Origin of the sequence: Veillonella parvula (genome assembly GCF_018366295.1) — a bacterium.
Classification (GTDB): Bacteria; Bacillota; Negativicutes; order Veillonellales; family Veillonellaceae; genus Veillonella; species Veillonella parvula_P.
Genome location: NZ_JAGZIJ010000004.1, coordinates 76981 through 97797, shown reverse-complemented (window position 1 = coordinate 97797; position 20817 = coordinate 76981). Strand labels below are relative to the sequence as shown.

Sequence of the window (20817 nt, the reverse complement as noted above, 5' to 3'; positions counted from 1 at the left end):
ATATTATAATTTAGTAGATATTGAGAAAGAGGCATAATAATGGATAATCTTGTTATAGGACTCATAGTTGTATTAGCATTAGCTTATATCGGTAATAAATTTTACAAACAAATGTCTGGTAAAGGTGGCTGTGGCTGTGGTGGCGGTAGCTCCAAGTCTGGCTCTAAAAAATCTTCTGGTTGCGGTGGTAACTGCAGCTGTGATGGTTCCAATAAAGCACTAGGCATTAAACGTACTGCTAAGTAAGCTAATACGAATTCTGAATTTGAATGAGGGGTCTCTATAATGGCTCCTCTTTTCAAATATAGTAATTAAATTTTTTATCATATTTAGTAGAAAGGAATATTATCATGTTCAACATCGATCAAAAAAATCTTAAAAACGCTAACTTATTCGCAGCAGGTCTTGCATTGGGTACTGTAGGTCTTAAAGTATTAACTTCTAAAGATGCTAAAAAAGTATATGCTGGTATCGTAGCAGCTGGTCTTCGCGCTAAAGAAACTGTATTAGAAACAGCTGAAAAAGTACAAGCATCCGCATCTGATGTATTGGCAGAAGCTCAAGAAATCAACGAAGCACGCAACGAAGAAATCTTTGAAGAAAACAAATAATTAGAGGATTGCACATATGTTACAATTTTCTGTAGTAAAAAAACTCAGAAATCGCTTGCATGTTAAGGTAACTGGTCATCACTTTACAGAGGCTGAAGCAGCTTATGTAGAGGATACATTACTCCTTAATGATGCAATTGTAGATGTAACCTTCTACACTCGTAGCAGTCAAATCGCCATTAAACATACTGGCGATGTTGATGCTGTGCGTGATGCAGTGCTAGGTCTACGCGATTTAGATTTGTCTGAAGCTCCTGCTTTAAACGAATATTCTCCTCGCTTGGTAAATAAAAAATACCGTGAAATGATGATCAACCGTACTGCACTTTACTTAGGTAAAAAAGCAGTGCTTCCTGCGCCTATTGCAGCTGCATGGGCTTGGTTTGATGGTATTAAATTTATTGGTAAGGCTATTAAAACATTGTGGCAACGTAAGTTAACTGTCGAAGTACTTGATGGTGTAGCTATTGGTGCTGCATTACTTCAAAAGGATTACCCTACAGCTGGCGCTGTTATGTACCTATTAGGTATTGGTGATATCTTAGAAGAATGGACTCACCGTAAATCTGTATTAAATCTCGCTCAAAGCATGTCCTTGAACGTAGATAAAGTATGGGTTTTAGTTGATGACATTGAAGTGAGCAAGCCAGTTAACGAAGTTGTGGCAGGCGATCAAATTATCATTCGTCAAGGCGAAGTGATTCCATTGGATGGCGTCGTTATCGATGGTGTTGTTCTTGTTAATGAAAGCTCCATGACTGGTGAACCAGAAGCGGTTCGCCGCGATAAAGATAGTTCTGTATATGCAGGTACTGTTGTAGAAGACGGTAAAGCTATTGTAGAAGTACGTAGTACATCCAAAACATCTCGTTACGAAAAAATCGTTAACCTTATTGAAGAGTCTGAACAAATGAAATCTGGTATGGAACAACAAGCATACCGCATGGCAGATAAATTAGTTTCAATTAGCTTTATTGGTGCTGGTTTAACATATTTGTTGACTCGAAATGTAATGAAAGCATTGTCTTTCGTTATGGTTGACTTCTCTTGTGCTCTAAAATTATCTATTCCATTGTCAGTACTTTCCGCTATGCAAGAAGCATCTAAACGCGGTATCACTGTTAAAGGTGGTAAGTTCTTAGAACAAATTGCACAAGCAGATATGATTGTGTTCGATAAAACTGGTACTCTTACAAAAGCAGAACCTGAGTTTGAACAAATCATCCCGTTCAACGGTCATGATGCAGATGAAATGTTGAAATTAGCTGCATGTATTGAGGAACATTTCCCTCACTCCATGGCAAAAGCAATTGTACGCGCTGCTAAGGATCATGACTTGCCTCACAAGGAAATGCATTCCGATGTAGAATACGTTGTAGCTCATGGTATTGCATCTAAAGTCGGTCGCTACCGTGTACGCATTGGTAGTGCTCACTACATCTTTGATGATGAAAAGACAAAAATTCCTACAGATGAACAAGAAAAATTCAACAATTTACCAAATTCATCTTCCCATATTTACCTCGCTATTGGGGGTACATTAGCAGCGGTTATTTGTATTAAAGACCCTGTTCGTGAGGAAGCAAAACAAGTTATAGCTGATTTACATACTTTGGGCATTAAAAAGGTTGTCATGATGACTGGCGACTCCAAACGTAATGCACAACGTGTAGCTGACGAACTCGGTATTGATGAAGTGCATGCTGAAGTATTACCAGAAGATAAAGCAGCTTATGTAAAACAAGCAAAAGCTGAAGGCTATACAGTAATGATGGTAGGGGATGGCATCAATGACTCCCCAGCTATTTCTGAAGCTCATGTAGGTATTGCGATGAATGAAGGTGCTCCAATCGCTCAAAAGATTGCGAACGTTACTATTTCTTCCGATAACTTACAAGCTCTTGTAGATTTACGCCGCATTTCTATGGCATTGATGAAACGCATCAAAGCAAATTACAATGGTATCGTTGGTTTCAATGGTGCTCTTGTAGGTGGTGGTGTACTCGGTATTATGCCGCCAAGCCAAACAGCATGGTTGCATAATCTATTCACATTGGGTATCGGCTTAGAAAGCATGACTCCATTGTTGAAGAAAGAAGAACAAAAGGAAACTGTTCCTACAATTGATGTAACAGCTGACTCTGTAGTAGCTTAATTAAAGACCTCCATACTTGGTAATCATTTACCGGTGTGGAGGTTTTTCTTTTTTGATGACATTTATCTATGATTATTGTAAAATACAAAGAGATTACATATCATAGGAGATCTTTATGAACACATTAATAGATATTTGTAAAAGATCCATCTACTTGAATATATTTATCGTAGTAATTCCTATTATTGCGTATATGATTCATAATGGATCGAGTGCGACCGTAGCACTAGTATGGTATTTGTTGTTATCCTTATGTATGCCTTGGGCCTATTTATCATTTAAAAGCAGTACCTTTGATGATGGTAAATCTATAAGTCGCATTGCTTATGTAGTGAGTTGGGTTGTCGTTCATGGTATCAGCTATAAAGGTATTTTTTTAGGTGTTGATTTATCCATGTTGTGGGGATGGCCAACAGTAGGTCGTGATATAGCCTTTTTATTAGCTATGTATTTAAGTGTCACATTTAGCTTGCTTATAGCTTATGGCTTAACTCGATTAGTGGGAGGCTGTAATGAATAAAAGTTTTTGGCTATTTACGTTAATTTGTTCACTTTTTGTAAGTGCTATTACAACAGTACTTTCATTAAGTGGGGCATTATCATTATCCATTTTAGTGTTTCCAGTTTTGTCGCTAGTCATACCAATTATGGTGCGACGACTAAAGAATGCCAAGTTTAACGATGATTTACCGCTAAGCATGGGGTATCATGCTTATAGTTGGGCTTGGTGGATGGTATTTTCGTTTCTTCATACACCATTTAGCTTTAATGTAGATAATGGATTAGCAAAAGCATTACTTTTATTTGTGGTGTATTTTATCGTTCAAGTTCTCATTGAGTTATGTGGTTTATTAGCTACGAAGTTTTTCAATCGTACTTATCGATGGGGTATGATTGATGAAGCATTAGATATAATTGCCTATACTATACCGATTCCGTTCTTGTATATTGGCTCAATCCTATATATAGATTTACAAGATCCGATGGTATATTTTATGTATGCATCATCCATGAATGTAAATATATTATTTGCTGAACTTGTATTATTATTAGTTTCTTTATTGGTCTTTGTATTCTATTTGTATCCAAGAGATTTAGCATATAAGGGTGTACGTTTGTTGCGTATCATTATTACTGCAAGCATATGGCTTGCTATGAACGCCCATATCTTGTATGGTGGTTATATTCCAGAATTTATTTTATCTTTAGTTCCCACCGTTTTTCCAACGTACCAAGGTAATCCACTAGTGTTTGTAACTCCAACTTTATTAGAAGCTGGTATGACAGGTGGCGCTGTGATTATAGGTGCATTGGTAGAGCGTGGTATTATTTCACGACGCCGTGAACGTATTTAATTTCTAGTTTCGACTTATATCCGTAAGGAATGAGAGCGAAGGAGGATCTATGAACAACATTGAACGTCCATTGGATGATAACTCAACTGTATCAATCCACGACAATGAAAAACTGAAGCAAGTTGAACGTAAAGAGGCCAAGAAAGAGAAAAAAAGTGGCATTACGATTCGAGAATTGACAATTATTGGTCTACTAGCAGGTATCACTATTGCATTAGGGCTTTCTGGTTATGGTATTATTCCATTAGGGCCGCTAAATGTAACAACTTTACATGTACCAACTCTAATTGGTGCTATTGTAGAAGGACCAAAAGTGGGGGCCTTTGTTGGCTTTATCTTTGGTTGCTATAGTTTGTGGCAAAATATTACAGCTCCTAATATTTTATCCCCACTATTTATTAATCCAATCATTTCCGTATTACCGCGTATACTTTTCCCAGTATTAGCATATTTGGTATATCTATTATTGTGGAAAGCACCGCAAGGTCCGCGTATTATTGTTTCTGCTTTTATGGGGACTGTATTTCATACGATCATGGTTATGGGATTAATCTTCTTACTCTATGCAGATATGTTTGCTCTTAAAATGAATCTTAGTCCAGATCAAGTATTAGGCTCTATTGTATTCTTGTCTGTTACACATGGTATTCCAGAAGCAGTTTTTGCTGCTGTAATTGTAACACCGGTAGCAATGGCTTTACGAAAAGTATTGCGTAAGGATGCTCCTAAGAAAACTAAAGGTGAAGCTATGCGAGACGCAAAAGTTACAGACCATCAATTAGGAGAAACTGAAGTGGTAGAAACCAAATAAGCTGAAGTTGTAGACGAAAATATAACGAAATAGTATTTTACAGGCTTTTTATAAATATGATAAAATAAATATCATTCGATAAGTATTGAGGAGGATAATCATGGCTAAACGTATTCGTACTATCAACACTGAATCCTTACAAAAAACTGCTAAAACTGGCGGTTGTGGGGAATGTCAAACATCTTGCCAATCCGCTTGTAAAACAAGCTGCACAGTTGGTAACCAAGTTTGCAAACAAAAATAATGAAGAGGCTCGCTTAGCGGGCCTTTTTTATTTATGTTTTAAAGACATACATTGTATAGTATATCTTTATGACTCTTTTTATAACGTTTAGTGTGGAAATGTGGTACAATTATCTAGAAAGTTCTATATACTAGAGCTTTTACCATACAAATCAATTGGAGGTACCATGTTAGAATTAAAACCAATGATCCATAAGTTTCGGATGAAGGATAACTATTACTGCTTAGACGTAAATAGTGGTATTATCCATGTTATCGACGAACTCATCGATAGAGTTCTTGACATATATGATGGCACTAATCGCGATGCTGTACATGCTTCGTTAGATGCTAAAGAAGATGCAGTAGAACTAGATGAGATTATGGACGAGTTAGATGAGCTCATCAAAGCGGAGCAATTATTTGCACCGATGAGTAAAGAGTTTAAACTTGTAGTAGGTGAGAAACCTATTGTTAAGGCATTATGCTTAAATATTGCTCATGATTGTAATTTAGCATGCAAATATTGCTTTGCTAGTCAAGGTGATTACGGCGGTGTTAAACGAGAATTGATGAGCTTTGATGTAGCAAAACGAGCTGTGGACTTTCTTATTAAAATGAGTGGACCTCGCCAACATTGCGAAATTGACTTTTTCGGTGGTGAGCCATTGTTGAACTGGGATGTTGTTAAGCAAACGGTTGAATACATTGAATCCATTCAAGAAAAGCACAATAAGATATTTAAGCTTACATTGACTACGAATGGTATGCTTTTAACACAAGATAAAATCGATTATGTAAACAAACATAAGATGAGTTTAGTATTGTCTTTGGATGGTCGTGAATCTGTACATAATGCAATGCGTCCAGTAGCAGGTAGTGGTGCAGAGTCTTATAAATATATTGCTAAAAACCTTATCAACGCAGTAAAACAACGTCACGGTCTTGAATATTATGTACGTGGTACATATACTCATAAAAACTTAGACTTTACTAAAGACGTTATGGCAATGTCTGATCTTGGCTTTGAGCATTTGTCCATGGAGCCTGTTGTCGGTGAAGAAGGGGATTATGTGCTTCGTGAAGAAGATTGGCCAGCTCTAGAGAAAGAATATGAAAAATTAGCAGATATTTATTTACAACGCCAGTTAGAAGGCTGGGGTGAGAAGTTTAACTTCTTCCACTTCCGCATGGATTTATATCGTGGGCCATGTATGGCGAAACGCCTTCGCGGTTGTGGGGCAGGTCATGAATATATGGCAGTCGTACCTAATGGCGATATTTACCCATGTCACCAATTTGTAGGTAAAGATGGATACGTGCTTGGTAATGTGTATGATGGTTTACAAAATACAGAAATTCCTAAAGATTTCCGCAATACACATGTATTCTCCAAACCAACTTGTGCTGAATGTTGGGCGAAATTCTTCTGTTCCGGTGGTTGTCATGCTAACAACATTACATTGGGTGGCGATCTAGAAACACCTTATGAATTTGGTTGTCGTTTACAGAAGAAACGCATCGAATGTGCTATTATGATTCAAGCCGAATTAGAACAAGCTGGTATTGATGGAAGTATTCCTGTTGCATTAGGTTAATTACACTTGATTCTCCGAGTATAGTAGGAGTTTATATGAAACAAAATAGTAATCAAACTACAGAACGCTGGGGAATTCGCTATACCGGTATAGTTCAAGGGGTCGGATTCCGGCCCCTTGTTTCTATGTGTGCCCATTCTCTAGGTTTAACTGGTTTTGTATATAATGATAGCCGCGGTGTATATGTTGAAATACAAGGTCCTCTAGGAGCATTGCAACTATTTTTAGATGCTGTTCAAGCGGAGCAACCTCGTTTATGTCGCATTACAAGTCAAACTGTACAACATCTTACTGTAAAAGGTGATGAAATCGACTTTATAGTAGCGCCATCTCCATTAGGTGAAGCGGTGAGTACGTTTATTAGCGCCGATACGGCGCCTTGTGATGACTGCATTAAAGAACTACAGCAGGATAAACGCAGACGTGACTATCCTTTCATCAATTGTACAAATTGTGGCCCACGATATACGATAATCAAATCTTTGCCGTATGATCGGGAGCGGACGACGATGAATGAGTTCCCCATGTGTAAAGATTGTAAGGCTGAATATGAAGATATAGAGGGGCGTCGTTATAGAGCTGAACCAAATGCATGCTCTTATTGTGGACCTCGTTATACTTTATACAAGCCAAATCGCATGGCTGTAGATATGGTAAATGTATGGAATACTACGCGGGAATTGATCAATGAAGGTAATATTATCGCCATAAAAGGTGTAGGAGGGTATCATCTTGTTTGCGATGCTAGAAATGATGCTGCTGTACAACGATTACGTAAGCGGAAGAATAGACCGCATAAACCATTAGCAATAATGGTGGGATCTCTAGATATGGCGATTGAGTTAGTACATATTAACGATGTAGAACTAGATGTATTAACGGGGATGGAACGTCCTATTGTGTTATTAGAAAGAAATCATAATAGTTCTGTTCGGTTAAGTCCTCACGTTGCACCTGACAATCATATGTTGGGTGTGATGTTGCCTTATTCACCGATGCATGAGGTGTTATTGCCCTCTGATGCAGCTTGGGTTATGACCAGTGGTAACAGAAGTGGTGATTCCGTATTATATAACGACGACCAAGCGTTTAATGAACTAGGTGAGGTAGCAGACTATTTCCTCGTTCATAATCGTGAAATCTATGCTCCTCTTGATGATTCTGTGGTGGTGGTCATCAATAATAAACCTCGATTTATTCGTCGCAGTCGTGGCTATGTACCTGAGCCAATTCATTGTGACGGTTTAGAACAAACTTCGATATTAGCTATGGGCAGTGATTTGAAAAATGCGTTTGCTGTGAATAAAGGTAGTGAAGTTCTTGTAGGACCCCATATTGGAGATTTAGAGAATGCATCTACTCATAAAACCTTAGAATGGACCATTGAACGATATAAAAATTTATTTTCTATACAACCAGAAAAGATTATTATAGATAGTCATCCCCAGTTTTTCTCTTCTCGGTTAGGTGAAAGAATAGGTGAAAGTTTCCATCTTTCTGTAATACCTGTTCAGCATCATCATGCTCATATAGCGTCTGTTATGGCAGAACACAATTTAAGGGGGCTGGTACTAGGAATTGCTATGGATGGTACTGGCTATGGACCAGATGGGACTATATGGGGGGGAGAATTTCTCCTTTGTAAAGGCAATCAATATCAGAGATTGGCACATATTCATGCAGCTCCATTGCCTGGTGGAGAAAAGGCTGTTTCTGAACCCTGGCGACAAGCCTTATGGTATATTCGTAATTATTATGGCGATGATATCCCTTTTGTATATCAAGAATGGATGAAAGAACTTCCAAAGGGATGGGAAATTTTAGATAAAGCATTACAATCTACGATGCCCATGATTCAAGCTACAAGCTGTGGGCGATTATTTGATACTGTAGGGGCTTTATTAGGTCTTGGTATGGTTCATAGTTATGATGCACAAATTGCCATTTCCTTAGAAACTCTATGTGGTGATGAAAAAGGATCACTACTTGCTTACAATTATGATGGACATATTCTTGATTTTACACCTACAGTTCAATCTATTATGGATGGTGTTGTTCGTGGTGAATGTCGAGCTCATTTAGCCGCTTCATTTCATAAAACAATGGCAATCGCACTATGCGAAACGGCTGCAGACTTGATGGAGCGATATAATATTAGTGATGTGGCTATGTCTGGTGGTGTATTTCAAAATCGTAAACTATTAGAATTTATATATAAGACGTGGCATATAGGTAATTTATATATGAATGAAGCGGTTCCCTCTAATGATGGAGGACTTGCTTTAGGACAACTGTGGTTAGGAAATCAATTATAAATTGTCATATAGCTCTTATTCTTAGACAAATTTATTTAGTAATGTCCTGAATATTGTTTAATCTATGTGAGTTCCATAGCTAGTTTAAGTTCTAGTTGTTTGTGCACACTATCACTAAATAATGAGTGTAACTGTGATACAATAATATTAATTTTATTCATATATTTCGGAGCTGTTTTATTGAAGTAAATGTATATAAAACTTGTTATAAATGATATAGATAAGGAGATAATATGTGCTTAGCTGTACCAGCGCAATTGATTGCTGTGAATGATGCTATTGGTACCGTTGAATTGACAGGTGCTACCCGTGACTGCAGCTTGCTCCTCGTACCAGATGCAAAGGTTGGGGACTGGTTGTTAGTTCATGCAGGTTTTGCTGTACAAATTGTTGATGAAGAAGAGGCTCAAAAAACATTAGAGGCCTTTAAGGAGTTAGAAGAACTTGAAGAAGCTTACTTTGCAGGAAAAGCAGCACACAGCTGATGCTTTGTTAAGGCGCATCAATGCGCTTCATAAGCCTGGTGAAACTGTGCGGCTTATGGAGGTTTGTGGTACGCATACAGTATCGATTTTCCGAGAAGGTCTTCGTCAATTATTGCCAAGTGGCATAGAACTTGTTAGTGGACCAGGATGTCCAGTATGTGTAACTGATCAAACCTATATGGATAAGGCTTTAGCCTATGCAGAACGTGAGGATGTTATTATTGCTACCTTTGGTGATATGTTAAAGGTTCCAGGTAGCTATAGTAGTCTCAATGAAGCTCAAACAAAAGGAGCTCATATCCATGTTATTTATACGCCTTTAGAGGTAATAGAACTTAGCAAAAAATATCCAGAAAAAAAAATAGTATTCTTAGCTATTGGCTTTGAAACGACTATTGCGATTATATGTGCTACTGTGAAAGCCGTTCACGCAACAGGACTTAAGAATGTATTCTTCTTAGTATCTCATAAATTAGTGCCTCCAGCATTGCGTGCACTATTAGATAAACAAGAAGGCCATATCGATGGATTTATTCTACCTGGCCATGTGAGTGTTATTATTGGTGAAGAACCATACCGATTTTTGCCCAAAGAATACGGTATTCCATCTTGTATCGCTGGCTTTGATGGCTTAGAAATATTGTCTGCCATAGCTAATATTTTAGAGCAACGTGAGTCTGGTAATGTTGTGGTAGGCAATACGTATCATTCTGTAGTTATGCAGAAGGGAAACCCTGTAGCCCAAGCTATGATCGAGGAAGTATATGAAGTATGCGATGATGTATGGCGTGGTATTGGTGTGATTCCTAACTCTGGTTTAGCATTAAAGGGTGAGTATGCAGCTTATGATGTAGAGCTTGTCCTTCCTATTAACTTGGATAAACCATCTCTTGATCCTAAAGGCTGTCAATGTGGACGTGTTTTGCAAGGCCTTATTAAACCGAGTGAATGTCCGTTATTTGGTAAAAGCTGTACCGCAGATCATCCGGTGGGTGCCTGTATGGTATCTGTAGAGGGTAGCTGTGCTGCATGGTATAAATATGGTTATTCTAGTGGTGGATCGACGTGGGAGGATTAATATGGAACGAGTTCGCTTAGTCCATGGTAATGGTGGACGATTTAGTCATGAGTTGACGGACTGTTTTATTTTGAAATATTTTACAAATGATTTATTGGCGCCCCTACACGATGGTGCCCAGTTTCCTGTTACAGCCGGGCGCATGGCCTTCTCTACAGATTCTTATGTGGTGCAACCTGCGTTCTTTCCTGGTGGTAATATTGGCAAGTTGGCTGTTTGTGGAACTGTGAATGATTTAGCCATGAATGGCGCGATACCTCAATATTTAAGTTGTGGTCTTATTTTAGAAGAAGGTTTGGCCTTTGAAGAGCTAGATGAAATTCTTCGCACTATGTCAGAAATGGCAAAAGCCGCAAATGTTCAAATTGTTACAGGTGATACAAAGGTCGTTAAAAAGGGCGAAGTAGATAAAATCTACATTAATACTGCTGGTATTGGCATGATTCCAGATGGAATAGATATTGGTCCACATCGTGTGAAAGCAGGGCTAGATATCATTTTGTCAGGTGCTATTGGAGATCACTCCATTGCCGTTATGGGGCAACGGTTTGGGTTAGATTTATCTGACTCCTTAACAACTGACTGTGCACCACTAAATAAGATGGTTCAAGCAGTATTAGATAAAGTAGGAACTCAAGTTGCTTTGTTGAGAGATCCCACTCGTGGTGGCCTAGGTACCGTTTTAAAAGAAATCGCTGATCAGAGTCAAGTAGGCATTAAAGTTGAAGAAACGGCCATACCTATTCATGAAGAAGTGCAGTCAGTATGTAATATATTGGGGTATGACCCTTTATATTTAGCGAATGAAGGGAAAGTAGTTCTTATCGTTGAACCATCTGTTACGGACGAAGTTCTCAAGATTCTTCATAGTTTTGAAGAGGGAAGCGAAGCTGTTCTAATTGGTAAAACTTTAGATAAAAATATTGGTAAGGTTGGTCTACAAACGGCTATTGGAGGTGTTCGTTTGATTGATTTATTAGGAGAAGATCAGGTTCCACGAATTTGTTAAATTTATAATTAATAAAAGTAATTAAACTATATCATTTTGTTAATCTTTTTATTTCAATTTTTGAGCTTTCTAGATGTAGCTCGTATTAGATGTTGACACGATTTATCATTGATGATAGCATTAAATTAAGTTGCGTAAAATTCATTAAGAATTCATCGAAAATCTATATTATGTTAGTATCTTTATGTGTAAGTTCTTATACTTTCACTAGAATCTATGTATAGAATTTGTTAAAATATAAGTATCTATAGGAGGCTTATTATGAAAAAGAAGATTATTACAGCTGTTCTAGGGATTTGTTTAACTACAACTGCATTTGGTGGTATCTTGACAACTCAAGCTGGTGGACTTAGCAGCATTCTTGGTGGTGCAGCTAAAATTGGTGGTATCGGCATTGTTGTTAACAAATTTGGTCCACAAATTGACTCTTTCCTAAATAAATTATTGAAACAAAATAACTTGAGTACTGAATATACAACTAAAGTAGTTCCTATTATCAGTATTGGTACAAAAGGTTATATCGGTGCTGCTCAAGTTACTGGGCCTGCTTCTAGCATTGAAGAAGTTAAAGCTGTTGCTCAAGTAGAAGGTAGCTTTAATGGTATGGTTCGTGTAAAAGGCTTAGTTCCTGTTGATAGCACAAACCCAGTTGGTGCATCTCGTGTTCAAGGCGTAGGTGTATCTGCTATTATTGATTTGAAAATTTAATGGCCACTGAGCATATAAATTGATAGACTCAGGGAATAAGCACGGTCTTAGGCCCGTGCTTATTCTGTTGTATAACAGTTATACATTAGATACATTGTGGAGGAATTTATGAAGAAACAAGTACTTACACTTTTAATGGCATCCCTAATTTCAGGCACTGCATTTGCCGCTCCTGGTACAGTAACTGAAAAAACAAATGTTTTAGAAACTACTGTATATGGAACTGTACAAGATGGTGCTGTTGTGGACCGCATTAATCAACTTGATGAAACCGTGTATGGTACTGGTTTCAATGGTAATTCCGCAACATTGAGCAAACGTGTTGACTCCCTCTACAATTCTGTAGAAGGCAGTGGTACTAATATTTCTTTGCGCGAAGAAATGGATGCATTGGAATATACATATCAAAATAGCATTAACGCAGGATCTCTTGTAGACCGTGTAGAAAAGATGGAACGTAGCGTTAATGGTCGCATTGGTAGTGGTTCCTTACAAAAACGTATTATTTCTTTGAAGACAAAGGTATATGGTAGCAATGTGTCTCTTACTAACCAAGTAGGCACATTGTCTGGTAACCAAGTGTTCAAAGTGACTTTAAATGAAGCGGTTTCTTCTAAAACTAGTCGTGAAGGTGATACTGTATCCTTTACTGTTGCAGAAAATGTAATGGATGGCAATGTCTTATTAGTACCTGCGGGCACTGTAGGTTCCGGAACAATTACTTCTTTGAAAAAGGCTCGTTCCTTTGGTCGTAATGGTGCGTTAGATATTACATTTGATACAATCCCAGCTATTGATGGTACAGAATTTACTGCTGTACAAGGTAAAGAGGCTAAGGATAAAACTCGTAGTGAAGTTAAAGCAGCAGGTGCATCTGTGGCGGGCGCAGTTCTACTCGGTCCTGTTGGGCTTGTAGGGGGCGCTTTCATCAAAGGTAAAAATATTGAGTACCCAGCTGGTGCTACTGTATATGTACAACCTCAAGATTCCGTAACAATTCAAGGTCTTGTTATTGGTGGTGATGGTTTAGCTCATAGTGATGATGAATTAGCTGATGCTGTAACTGTACCTAATACAACAGGTGAATCTGAAGAATATGTAGAAAATAATGATACTGATGAAAATGCAGCTGTAGCTGAAGATGCTACAGCAGTTGAGGAGCCAGAAGAACCTGTAGAAAATGTTTCTCAACCTATCGTTGTTGTAAAGCGTAATCAATAATTAACAAATTCTTAAAGTAATAGGAGTTCTAGTAACCATGAGGAAACGTAAAGTACAATGGCTGGCAGCGGCATGTGTTGTTTGTTTAGCACAACCTGTATGGGCCGCTACTGAGTCAACTATTGTATATCAAGATACATTGGATAGCGTAGGTCAATCCTATGCAGGAGAAATTTCTAAAGCATCTACACCTGAATATAGTAATATCCGTGTTGTACGTCGTGGTGAAAAAGCGAAATCTGCTACTCCTGCTGAACAGTTGCCTACACGTATCGATGCTAACAAAATGTCTTATACTGGCTCTACAGGTGATGTATATGCTCAAGGCGATGTTGTGGTGTCTCAAGGCAATCAAACTTTGATGGCCCCCCGTATTGAAGGTAATACTAAAACCACAGAATATCGTACTGTTGGGGGCTATCGCTATTTGGAAGATGGCGGTAAAACAAAAGATATTACAGGTCAAAATATGACGTATCGCACTAGCGATCGTCACTTTGAGGCAGACCAAGCCATGGGATGGAGCGATCCCTATTATGTAAAGGGCAATAACGCCACTTTTGATGGACAAATAGGCCATATGGAAAAGGGCATGGTCACTACAAAACATGCAATGGCTTTTGTTCATACTCCAGATTATCGTGTGGAGGGTCAAGATATTCAGGTATATCCTGGTGATAAAGTCGTTATTAAAAAACCATCCTTTTATATTAAAAACTTTAAAGTATTATCCTTGCCATCTTATACGACTTCATTGCGTCATGACAAAGAAGGCAAATTTAGTATTTTTTCCTTAATACCAAAACCTACGTATAGTAACGATGATGGTATTGGCTTACATGGTAGTACAGAATATCCTATCGGTAAAAATGGTGAAGCTTATATTGACTATCGTTGGTATTCTAAATCTGGTTTTAAACCACAGGTGGGATATCGTCATTATTTACCTTGGGGGACTGCTTCTGTTGGTTATAGCAAGGAATCTAATGAATATAATGATGAAACAGTATGGGTAGAAAAAATAGGTGAAGCTCGTTTGGATACTCATACATATCATGTAGGAAATTCTCCAATTACTGTACGTGGTGGGGTTAATGCTGGTTATTGGAAAGAGGGCTCTGTAAAAGGTTCTCATAAAGAATATTATGCAGAGGTTTCTCATGATCCAATTAAGCTTGGTAAAAATGCTGATTTACGCTTCTTAGGTGGTTACCAACGTGACTACTATGGTTATGATGGTAGTATCCGTAGCATGCCTTATTGGGGTGCTAGATTCCAATCTAAAGTTGGTAATCGTGCTAATGTATGGGTTAGCTATAATCAACGAAATATAACCTACAATAATTCCCCTTATCGTTTTGACACGACAGAACTTCCAAAAGAGCTTATTTATGGCGGTACGTATAAATTGACTCGCCTAGATGATATTTCTGTAAGTGTTAAGAATAACATGATGAGTGGGGATATTGATTCTGTTTATTATACATGGCATCGTGATTTACACTCCTTCGATATGTACTTAACATATAAAGATGGACATAAAAATAAAAATGATCAATGGAAAATTAAATTTGTAGGTAAAGACTTTTAGTTAGGAGAATACTATGCAACGCATTAGAAAAGCTGTAATTCCAGCAGCTGGTTTTGGTACACGTTTCTTACCAGCTACCAAGGCACAACCAAAAGAAATGCTTCCTATTGTCGATACACCTGCTATCCAATACATTGTAAAAGAAGCTTTAGATTCTGGGATTGAAGAAATTCTAATTATTACAGGTCGTAATAAACGTGCTATTGAGGACCATTTTGATAGTAGTGTTGAATTAGAATTGTTATTACAAAGTCAAGGTAAAAATAAACCATTGGCTATGATCAAGGATTTGGCGGACATTAAAGTTCATTTTATTCGTCAAAAAGCACCTCGTGGACTTGGTGATGCTGTATTGTGTGCAAAAGCATTTATTGGTGATGAGCCATTTGCAGTGTTACTTGGTGATGATATTGTTTACAATCCAGAAAATCCATGCTTAAAACAGTTGATTGATTGCTATAATGAGCATCCTGGTATTATTTTAGGCGCTCAATTTGTACCGGAAGATAAAGTTAGTTCTTATGGTATTGTATCTGGTGAAGCATTGGCTGATAATTTATATCGCGTTGATAACTTGGTGGAAAAACCTAAGAAAGAGGATGCTCCATCTCGACTCGCTGTATTAGGTCGTTATATTTTAACACCAGATATTTTCAATATCTTAGAAGCTACTAAGCCTGGTGTAGGTAATGAAGTCCAATTAACTGATGCATTGGCAGCCTCTAAAACGGATACGTATGCATTAGCATATGAAGGTATTCGCTACGATACAGGGGATAAATTGGGCTATTTAAAAGCCACTGTTGAGTATGCATTGCGCAACGAAGAATTGGGTGAAAGCTTTAAAGCTTACCTAAAGGAATTGGATCTAAAATAGATAATCTATGAGACTTCCACGTGAGGGGCCTATGATATATGTCATAGGCTCTTTTTGGTTATAGTTTCAAATTCATTTGTTATTTGTTAACATATGGATAATGCCTTTTGTTGACGAATGAAATAATGTTGATTATAATCAAGATATTGAATAAATAAAAGGACTGTGATTATATGAAAACATTATTTAAAGCATTATGTAATAATGATTTGAATCTACCAGGACACAGCGTTATTAAACATATGCATTATGATTCCTCAGGTAGTGATAGAACCGTATGTGAAATTGTATCGAAAGTAGCAAAAACCACCACAATTGGTATTATGGATACGTCTGGCTTCTTAATGGTCGATTTACGACCAGTGCCAAAACAATTTAACATTCGTTCTACTATAAACCAACAGGGAACAGATGGTGCTATATCTTTTTCTAAGGAAGAGGTCATACGATTTGTAAATGATATTAATGATACGAATCCCATCCATCGTGAGAATCCTTATGTTGTTCCTGGCTGCATGATTTTAGAAACGATGTGGGATTTTTGGAATATTAGTAAATCTGCTCTGCAAATGGCGATTTATTTTCATGCACCAGTTATTGCAGATGACAAGGTAACTTTGGTGGAATATCCTGAAGATGCTCATGTAGAAGGTTACATTGGTGATACATTGGCATTTTCGGCTACGTTTTTCGGTGAAAATGAAGATTCATCATCTTTGAAACAAAGATGTATTAGTTAGAGGTAATTATGGAAACAAGACGTTTAACAAAAATGGCTTTATTAACAGCCTTATTATGTATTTCAGCATATATTTCTTTCCCATTGCCATTTAGTCCCGCTATGGTAACGGCTTTGACTTTGGTAGCCACATTAATCGGCTTATTGTTACAGCCTAAGGATGCACTTATCGTATTTATCATTTATATTTTGCTTGGTGCAGTTGGGTTACCAGTATTTGTTGGCGGTACGGCTGGCCTTGGCAAATTGTTGGGACCAACAGGTGGCTTTATTTTTTCTTGGCCAGTTGCATATACATTACTAAGTATATTTAAAGGTTCTAAAAAAAGCTTTTTCTCTTATGCCTGGCGATCTCTTGTGATTACCATTCCTGTAGTGTATCTCTTTGGTGTAGCAGGATTTATGATTGTAACAAAAACAGAGCTTTGGGCGGCCTTGCCTGTAGTCATGTTCCCATTTATTCCTGGAGATATTGTAAAATGTCTGGTTGCTTCTTGGTTAGCAACTAAAGTTAAAATTTAGAATACAATTAAAGTGGCATTCTGCGGGATGCCTCTTTTTTGCTTTTAATAGAAGGAGCATATATGTCAGTATATATTCATGGTGGGCTTAGAAGTCCCATCGGCGTTTTAAATGGACAATATAAACATATGAGACCGGAGATGTTAGGTGCGCAACTCATTGATGAGTTAATCAATCGTCATAGTATTTTGCAGGTGGACGGATTATTTTGTGGCAATGCAGTTGGTACCGGTGGTAATATAGGGCGTCTTATGGGACTTATGTGTAATTTACCAAATTCTGTGCCTGCTATTACCGTTGATATGCAATGTGCCTCAGCTTTGATGAGTATTGAGATCGCCTATGCACATATTGTGTCTGGTATTATGGATTCCGCTATTGCAGGCGGTATTGAAAGTTCGTCGTTACAGCCAGAGCGGGCGTATGCATCAGGGGATGATCGAAAAGGAACCTATAAGGTAGCTCAATTTACGCCCCAAGATCAATCGCCTTTAGCCATGCTCGAAGGGGCTGAGCGGACTATCCATAAACACAATGTAACAAAGGAAGATTTATATCCACATATTATTGGCAGTCATCAAAGAGCATCAGCTGCTTTAGATAACCCATATTTACAGTCATATATTATACCTATTACTATAGATGGTAAAAGATGTATAGATGAATGTATTCGACCTACGATGAACGAGAAACTCTTGTCTAGGATGAAACCTTTGTTGGGAGCTGACTCTATTACAAATGCAGGCAATGCGTGTTTAACTCATGATGGAGCGGCCTTTGTATATTTATCTAATAAAAAAGGTCCTTTTAAAATTCATAGCGTTAAACCTTGGGCAGGAAATCCTCAGTTTAGTCCGGAGGGCGCTCTTGAAAGTACAGAAGGCATTTTAAAACGTACAGGTTTAACTATGGATGATATTGATGTGGTGGAATGGAATGAAGCTTTTGCCATCATTGATGTTCTTTTTAACAAGGCGTACCCTAATCACATTAAAAAATATAACATGCTTGGAGGTGCCTTAGCTTATGGACATCCCTATGGATGTTCTGGTGCCATATTAGTGCTTCACTGTATGGCTGCTTTAGAATCTTGTGGTGGTCGCTATGGTTTATGTGCTATTGCTGGTGCAGGGGGCACAGGTACGGCTTTAATTATGGAACGCATGTAATATGACAATTATTGAACGCTTACAACAGCATAAAGATTTAGAGCCCCATAAAATGGCTTTAATCGTAGATGACATACAATATACATATGGTGAACTATATGATGCTATTCTATCGGTCGGTATTAATAATACAAGTCGCATTGTAAATCTTACTCAGTCTAAAAAGACATTAAATACTAAGATTCTTTTAATTCAGGAACTGTCGTTTGTTGAACAACTTACACAGTGGCTTGGGGCATTACATAAAGGTAATATTCCTATGGTATGTCACAATGAGATGGATACGGCTTATGTAGATGAGCTAGCTCGTGTTATAGCCTATGAAGGTGTACCGCCATTAGCTGATTTTGGGGTACTTACATCGGGGACTACGGGACAACCAAAACCTTTGTGGAGACGAGAAATGTCATGGCGCGATTTTTTTGATATTCAAAATGATATTTTTCATATAAACAAAGATACTAAAATCTTTTTACAGGGAAGCTTTAGTTTCACAGGTGTTAGCAATATGGTCATTGCCTCTTTATGGGCTGGAGGGACTGTTGTTACAACGAGTTCCTTGCGTCCTAGTAGATGGATGCAGCTTATAGAGGAATACAATGTAGACCATATATATGCATTACCAACAAAACTACGATTATTGGTACGACACTGTAAAAGTAATTTATCATCTATTAAATATATAATTGCAGGATCTCAAGTTCTAGATCGACAATTAATGGAACAGTTACAACATATATGTCCTGATATGGAGTTTATCTTGTACTATGGTGCATCAGAGCTTAACTATATAACGTATTGTACAGGTAAGGAATGGCTAGAGCGAGAAGGTACGGTGGGGAGACCATTCCCAACCATACAGATAGCAGAGACTGATAATGTTATTTATGTGACCACGAAATATCATATTGAAGGGATTCCTAATACATATACTGTAAATGATTGTGGATATATCGATAGCGATGGTTATCTAATGTTTAATGGGAGAGCAGGCGACGTAATCAATAAAGGAGGATATAAAATTTCTATTCCAGAGATGGAATTGTATTTACAATCCTTACAAGGGGTTTCCGAGGTTGCTATAATTGATATTACTGATGAGATACGAGGGGAGGACTACGTAGTTTATATGGTGCTAGATGGTGAGGCTAGATTGAATGAAGTTATAGACCTTATTCATAATAAAAGGCCTTCTGTGGAGTGGCCAAAAGCTATAATAGAAGTTCCTATGTTACCCCTTACGGAATGCTCAAAAGTTGATAAACGAAAGCTAAAAGAGTGGTATAATAAAGGGTAAACATTTTTTGTACTACAAGGAGGCATCATGCAGATTAATAAGGCGGCGCTAGAGATTTTCGACTTTACATCCTCGTTAGCTGTATATTCTGAACATGAATTAAAGGTTGGGGATCAAGCTATACAAGATTATATAGCAAATCATGTAGTTAAGGCTTTTAAAGATCCAGGGGCTAGAACCGGAACCTTACATGATGCGAGCCCTGTGGGCAAACAATTATTAGATTATAAAAATGGAGAGCTTAAGTTTATTGATTTATGTAAGAATTTAGGTGAAAGCTTATTTTCATACATGAAACAAGCTACTGATTCTGTTGTTATTGATACAATTATCTGTGAAGCCGTTACGGATACGCCTTATGTTTGTATTCTTTTGTGTCAAGCTCATGATGCTTTTACCCATCAATTATTCAGTGAAGATGATGGTACATTGGCTACAGAACTCGTTTCTCATAAGGCTGTGTTGCCGATGCCGTCACAGAAGTTACGTGCCTTTGCATCCATTAATTTGCATGATTTTAGCGTTCGAATTTTTGAACCTAAAGGGGAATTTGATGGTGAGGTATCCTATATCCTAGCAGATAAGGTCTTGCAATTAGGGACTAATCAATCCTCGCGAGATACGGTGAGAAAGGTAAAGACTATCGTAGATAAGGTGGCTCAAGCTCATGAGTCTGATGGCGTTGTTGAGTTGACAACCGCTAAATCTATGATTGCTAAAAATGCAGAAGTATCAGATACCGTTGATCCTGTTCGTATTATAGAAGAGGTATTTAAAGCGAATCCTATTCAACAAGAGGCGGCAAAAAAAGAATTAGCTGATGCGGATATGCTGCGTCCTTTGCCAGTCAATCGTGAGTTTGCCACGAAGGTTGGAGAGCATCATAAGATTAAAACAGATACAGGTATTGAGATTTCATTTCCTGTAGAATATATGAAAAATCGTGAGTTTATTGAGATAAAAACTAATGATGATGGTACCTTGCGTATTGAATTAAAAAATATTAATAAAATCGTAAATAAATAGTAATGAAAAATTATATTTGTCTATAGAA

General features: G+C 37.7%; 21 protein-coding genes. All 21 read left to right on the top strand.

Annotated features, from left to right (window positions below; genetic code table 11):
- Positions 1-39: 39 nt before the first annotated feature.
- Positions 40-246: a FeoB-associated Cys-rich membrane protein gene (locus tag KHY58_RS05525; RefSeq protein ID WP_004697259.1), complete on the top strand. Its 207-nt coding sequence runs from the start codon at positions 40-42 to the stop codon at positions 244-246.
- A gap of 104 nt (positions 247-350) precedes the next feature.
- A complete protein-coding gene (locus KHY58_RS05520; RefSeq protein WP_004697111.1) occupies positions 351-611 on the top strand; it encodes a DUF6110 family protein in 261 nt (86 codons plus the stop codon).
- A 16-nt stretch (positions 612-627) separates the two neighbouring features.
- Positions 628-2766, top strand: coding sequence for a heavy metal translocating P-type ATPase (locus tag KHY58_RS05515; RefSeq protein WP_278472420.1), 2139 nt, complete (start codon positions 628-630; stop codon positions 2764-2766).
- A 115-nt stretch (positions 2767-2881) separates the two neighbouring features.
- Positions 2882-3286, top strand: a complete 405-nt coding sequence (locus KHY58_RS05510; RefSeq protein WP_021147949.1) for a hypothetical protein — start codon at positions 2882-2884, stop codon at positions 3284-3286.
- Positions 3279-4121: a hypothetical protein gene (locus KHY58_RS05505; RefSeq protein ID WP_119562815.1), complete on the top strand. Its 843-nt coding sequence runs from the start codon at positions 3279-3281 to the stop codon at positions 4119-4121. The genes KHY58_RS05510 and KHY58_RS05505 overlap by 8 nt, the downstream gene beginning before the upstream one ends.
- 49 nt (positions 4122-4170) lie before the next feature.
- The gene (locus KHY58_RS05500; RefSeq protein ID WP_012864151.1) at positions 4171-4932 is read left to right on the top strand and encodes an ECF transporter S component; all 762 of its coding nucleotides are present in this window, start codon (positions 4171-4173) and stop codon (positions 4930-4932) included.
- Positions 4933-5032: 100 nt separating this feature from the next.
- Positions 5033-5176 (top strand): six-cysteine ranthipeptide SCIFF, encoded by a 144-nt coding sequence (gene scfA, locus KHY58_RS05495; protein ID WP_004693318.1) that lies wholly within the window; start codon positions 5033-5035, stop codon positions 5174-5176.
- A 166-nt stretch (positions 5177-5342) separates the two neighbouring features.
- Complete coding sequence (gene scfB, locus KHY58_RS05490; protein WP_119562816.1) at positions 5343-6752, top strand: thioether cross-link-forming SCIFF peptide maturase; 1410 nt, start codon at positions 5343-5345, stop codon at positions 6750-6752.
- A gap of 35 nt (positions 6753-6787) precedes the next feature.
- Positions 6788-9067, top strand: a complete 2280-nt coding sequence (hypF, locus tag KHY58_RS05485; protein ID WP_119562817.1) for a carbamoyltransferase HypF — start codon at positions 6788-6790, stop codon at positions 9065-9067.
- A 233-nt stretch (positions 9068-9300) separates the two neighbouring features.
- Positions 9301-9552, top strand: coding sequence for a HypC/HybG/HupF family hydrogenase formation chaperone (locus KHY58_RS05480; RefSeq protein WP_004693324.1), 252 nt, complete (start codon positions 9301-9303; stop codon positions 9550-9552).
- Positions 9512-10630, top strand: coding sequence for a hydrogenase formation protein HypD (gene hypD, locus KHY58_RS05475; RefSeq protein ID WP_278472418.1), 1119 nt, complete (start codon positions 9512-9514; stop codon positions 10628-10630). Before KHY58_RS05480 ends, hypD begins: the two co-directional genes overlap by 41 nt.
- 1 nt (position 10631) lies before the next feature.
- Complete coding sequence (hypE, locus tag KHY58_RS05470; protein WP_119562819.1) at positions 10632-11639, top strand: hydrogenase expression/formation protein HypE; 1008 nt, start codon at positions 10632-10634, stop codon at positions 11637-11639.
- A 261-nt stretch (positions 11640-11900) separates the two neighbouring features.
- Entirely contained in the window at positions 11901-12347 is a 447-nt protein-coding gene (locus KHY58_RS05465; protein WP_004693328.1) for a hypothetical protein, read from the top strand.
- Between the two features lie 108 nt (positions 12348-12455).
- Entirely contained in the window at positions 12456-13568 is a 1113-nt protein-coding gene (locus KHY58_RS05460; RefSeq protein ID WP_004693331.1) for a hypothetical protein, read from the top strand.
- Between the two features lie 37 nt (positions 13569-13605).
- Positions 13606-15159: an organic solvent tolerance protein OstA gene (locus KHY58_RS05455; RefSeq protein ID WP_119562820.1), complete on the top strand. Its 1554-nt coding sequence runs from the start codon at positions 13606-13608 to the stop codon at positions 15157-15159.
- 13 nt (positions 15160-15172) lie between these two features.
- A complete protein-coding gene (gene galU / locus KHY58_RS05450; protein ID WP_004693334.1) occupies positions 15173-16036 on the top strand; it encodes a UTP--glucose-1-phosphate uridylyltransferase GalU in 864 nt (287 codons plus the stop codon).
- A gap of 173 nt (positions 16037-16209) precedes the next feature.
- On the top strand, positions 16210-16776 hold the full coding sequence (locus KHY58_RS05445; RefSeq protein WP_278472415.1) for a hypothetical protein: 567 nt from the start codon (positions 16210-16212) through the stop codon (positions 16774-16776).
- Positions 16777-16784: 8 nt separating this feature from the next.
- Positions 16785-17297 (top strand): biotin transporter BioY, encoded by a 513-nt coding sequence (locus KHY58_RS05440; RefSeq protein ID WP_004693338.1) that lies wholly within the window; start codon positions 16785-16787, stop codon positions 17295-17297.
- 62 nt (positions 17298-17359) lie between these two features.
- Positions 17360-18466 (top strand): thiolase family protein, encoded by a 1107-nt coding sequence (locus tag KHY58_RS05435; RefSeq protein WP_278472414.1) that lies wholly within the window; start codon positions 17360-17362, stop codon positions 18464-18466.
- Between the two features lies 1 nt (position 18467).
- The gene (locus tag KHY58_RS05430; protein ID WP_278472412.1) at positions 18468-19763 is read left to right on the top strand and encodes an AMP-binding protein; all 1296 of its coding nucleotides are present in this window, start codon (positions 18468-18470) and stop codon (positions 19761-19763) included.
- Between the two features lie 27 nt (positions 19764-19790).
- Positions 19791-20789, top strand: a complete 999-nt coding sequence (locus KHY58_RS05425) for a nucleoid-associated protein (RefSeq protein WP_278472410.1) — start codon at positions 19791-19793, stop codon at positions 20787-20789.
- Positions 20790-20817: the final 28 nt, after the last annotated feature.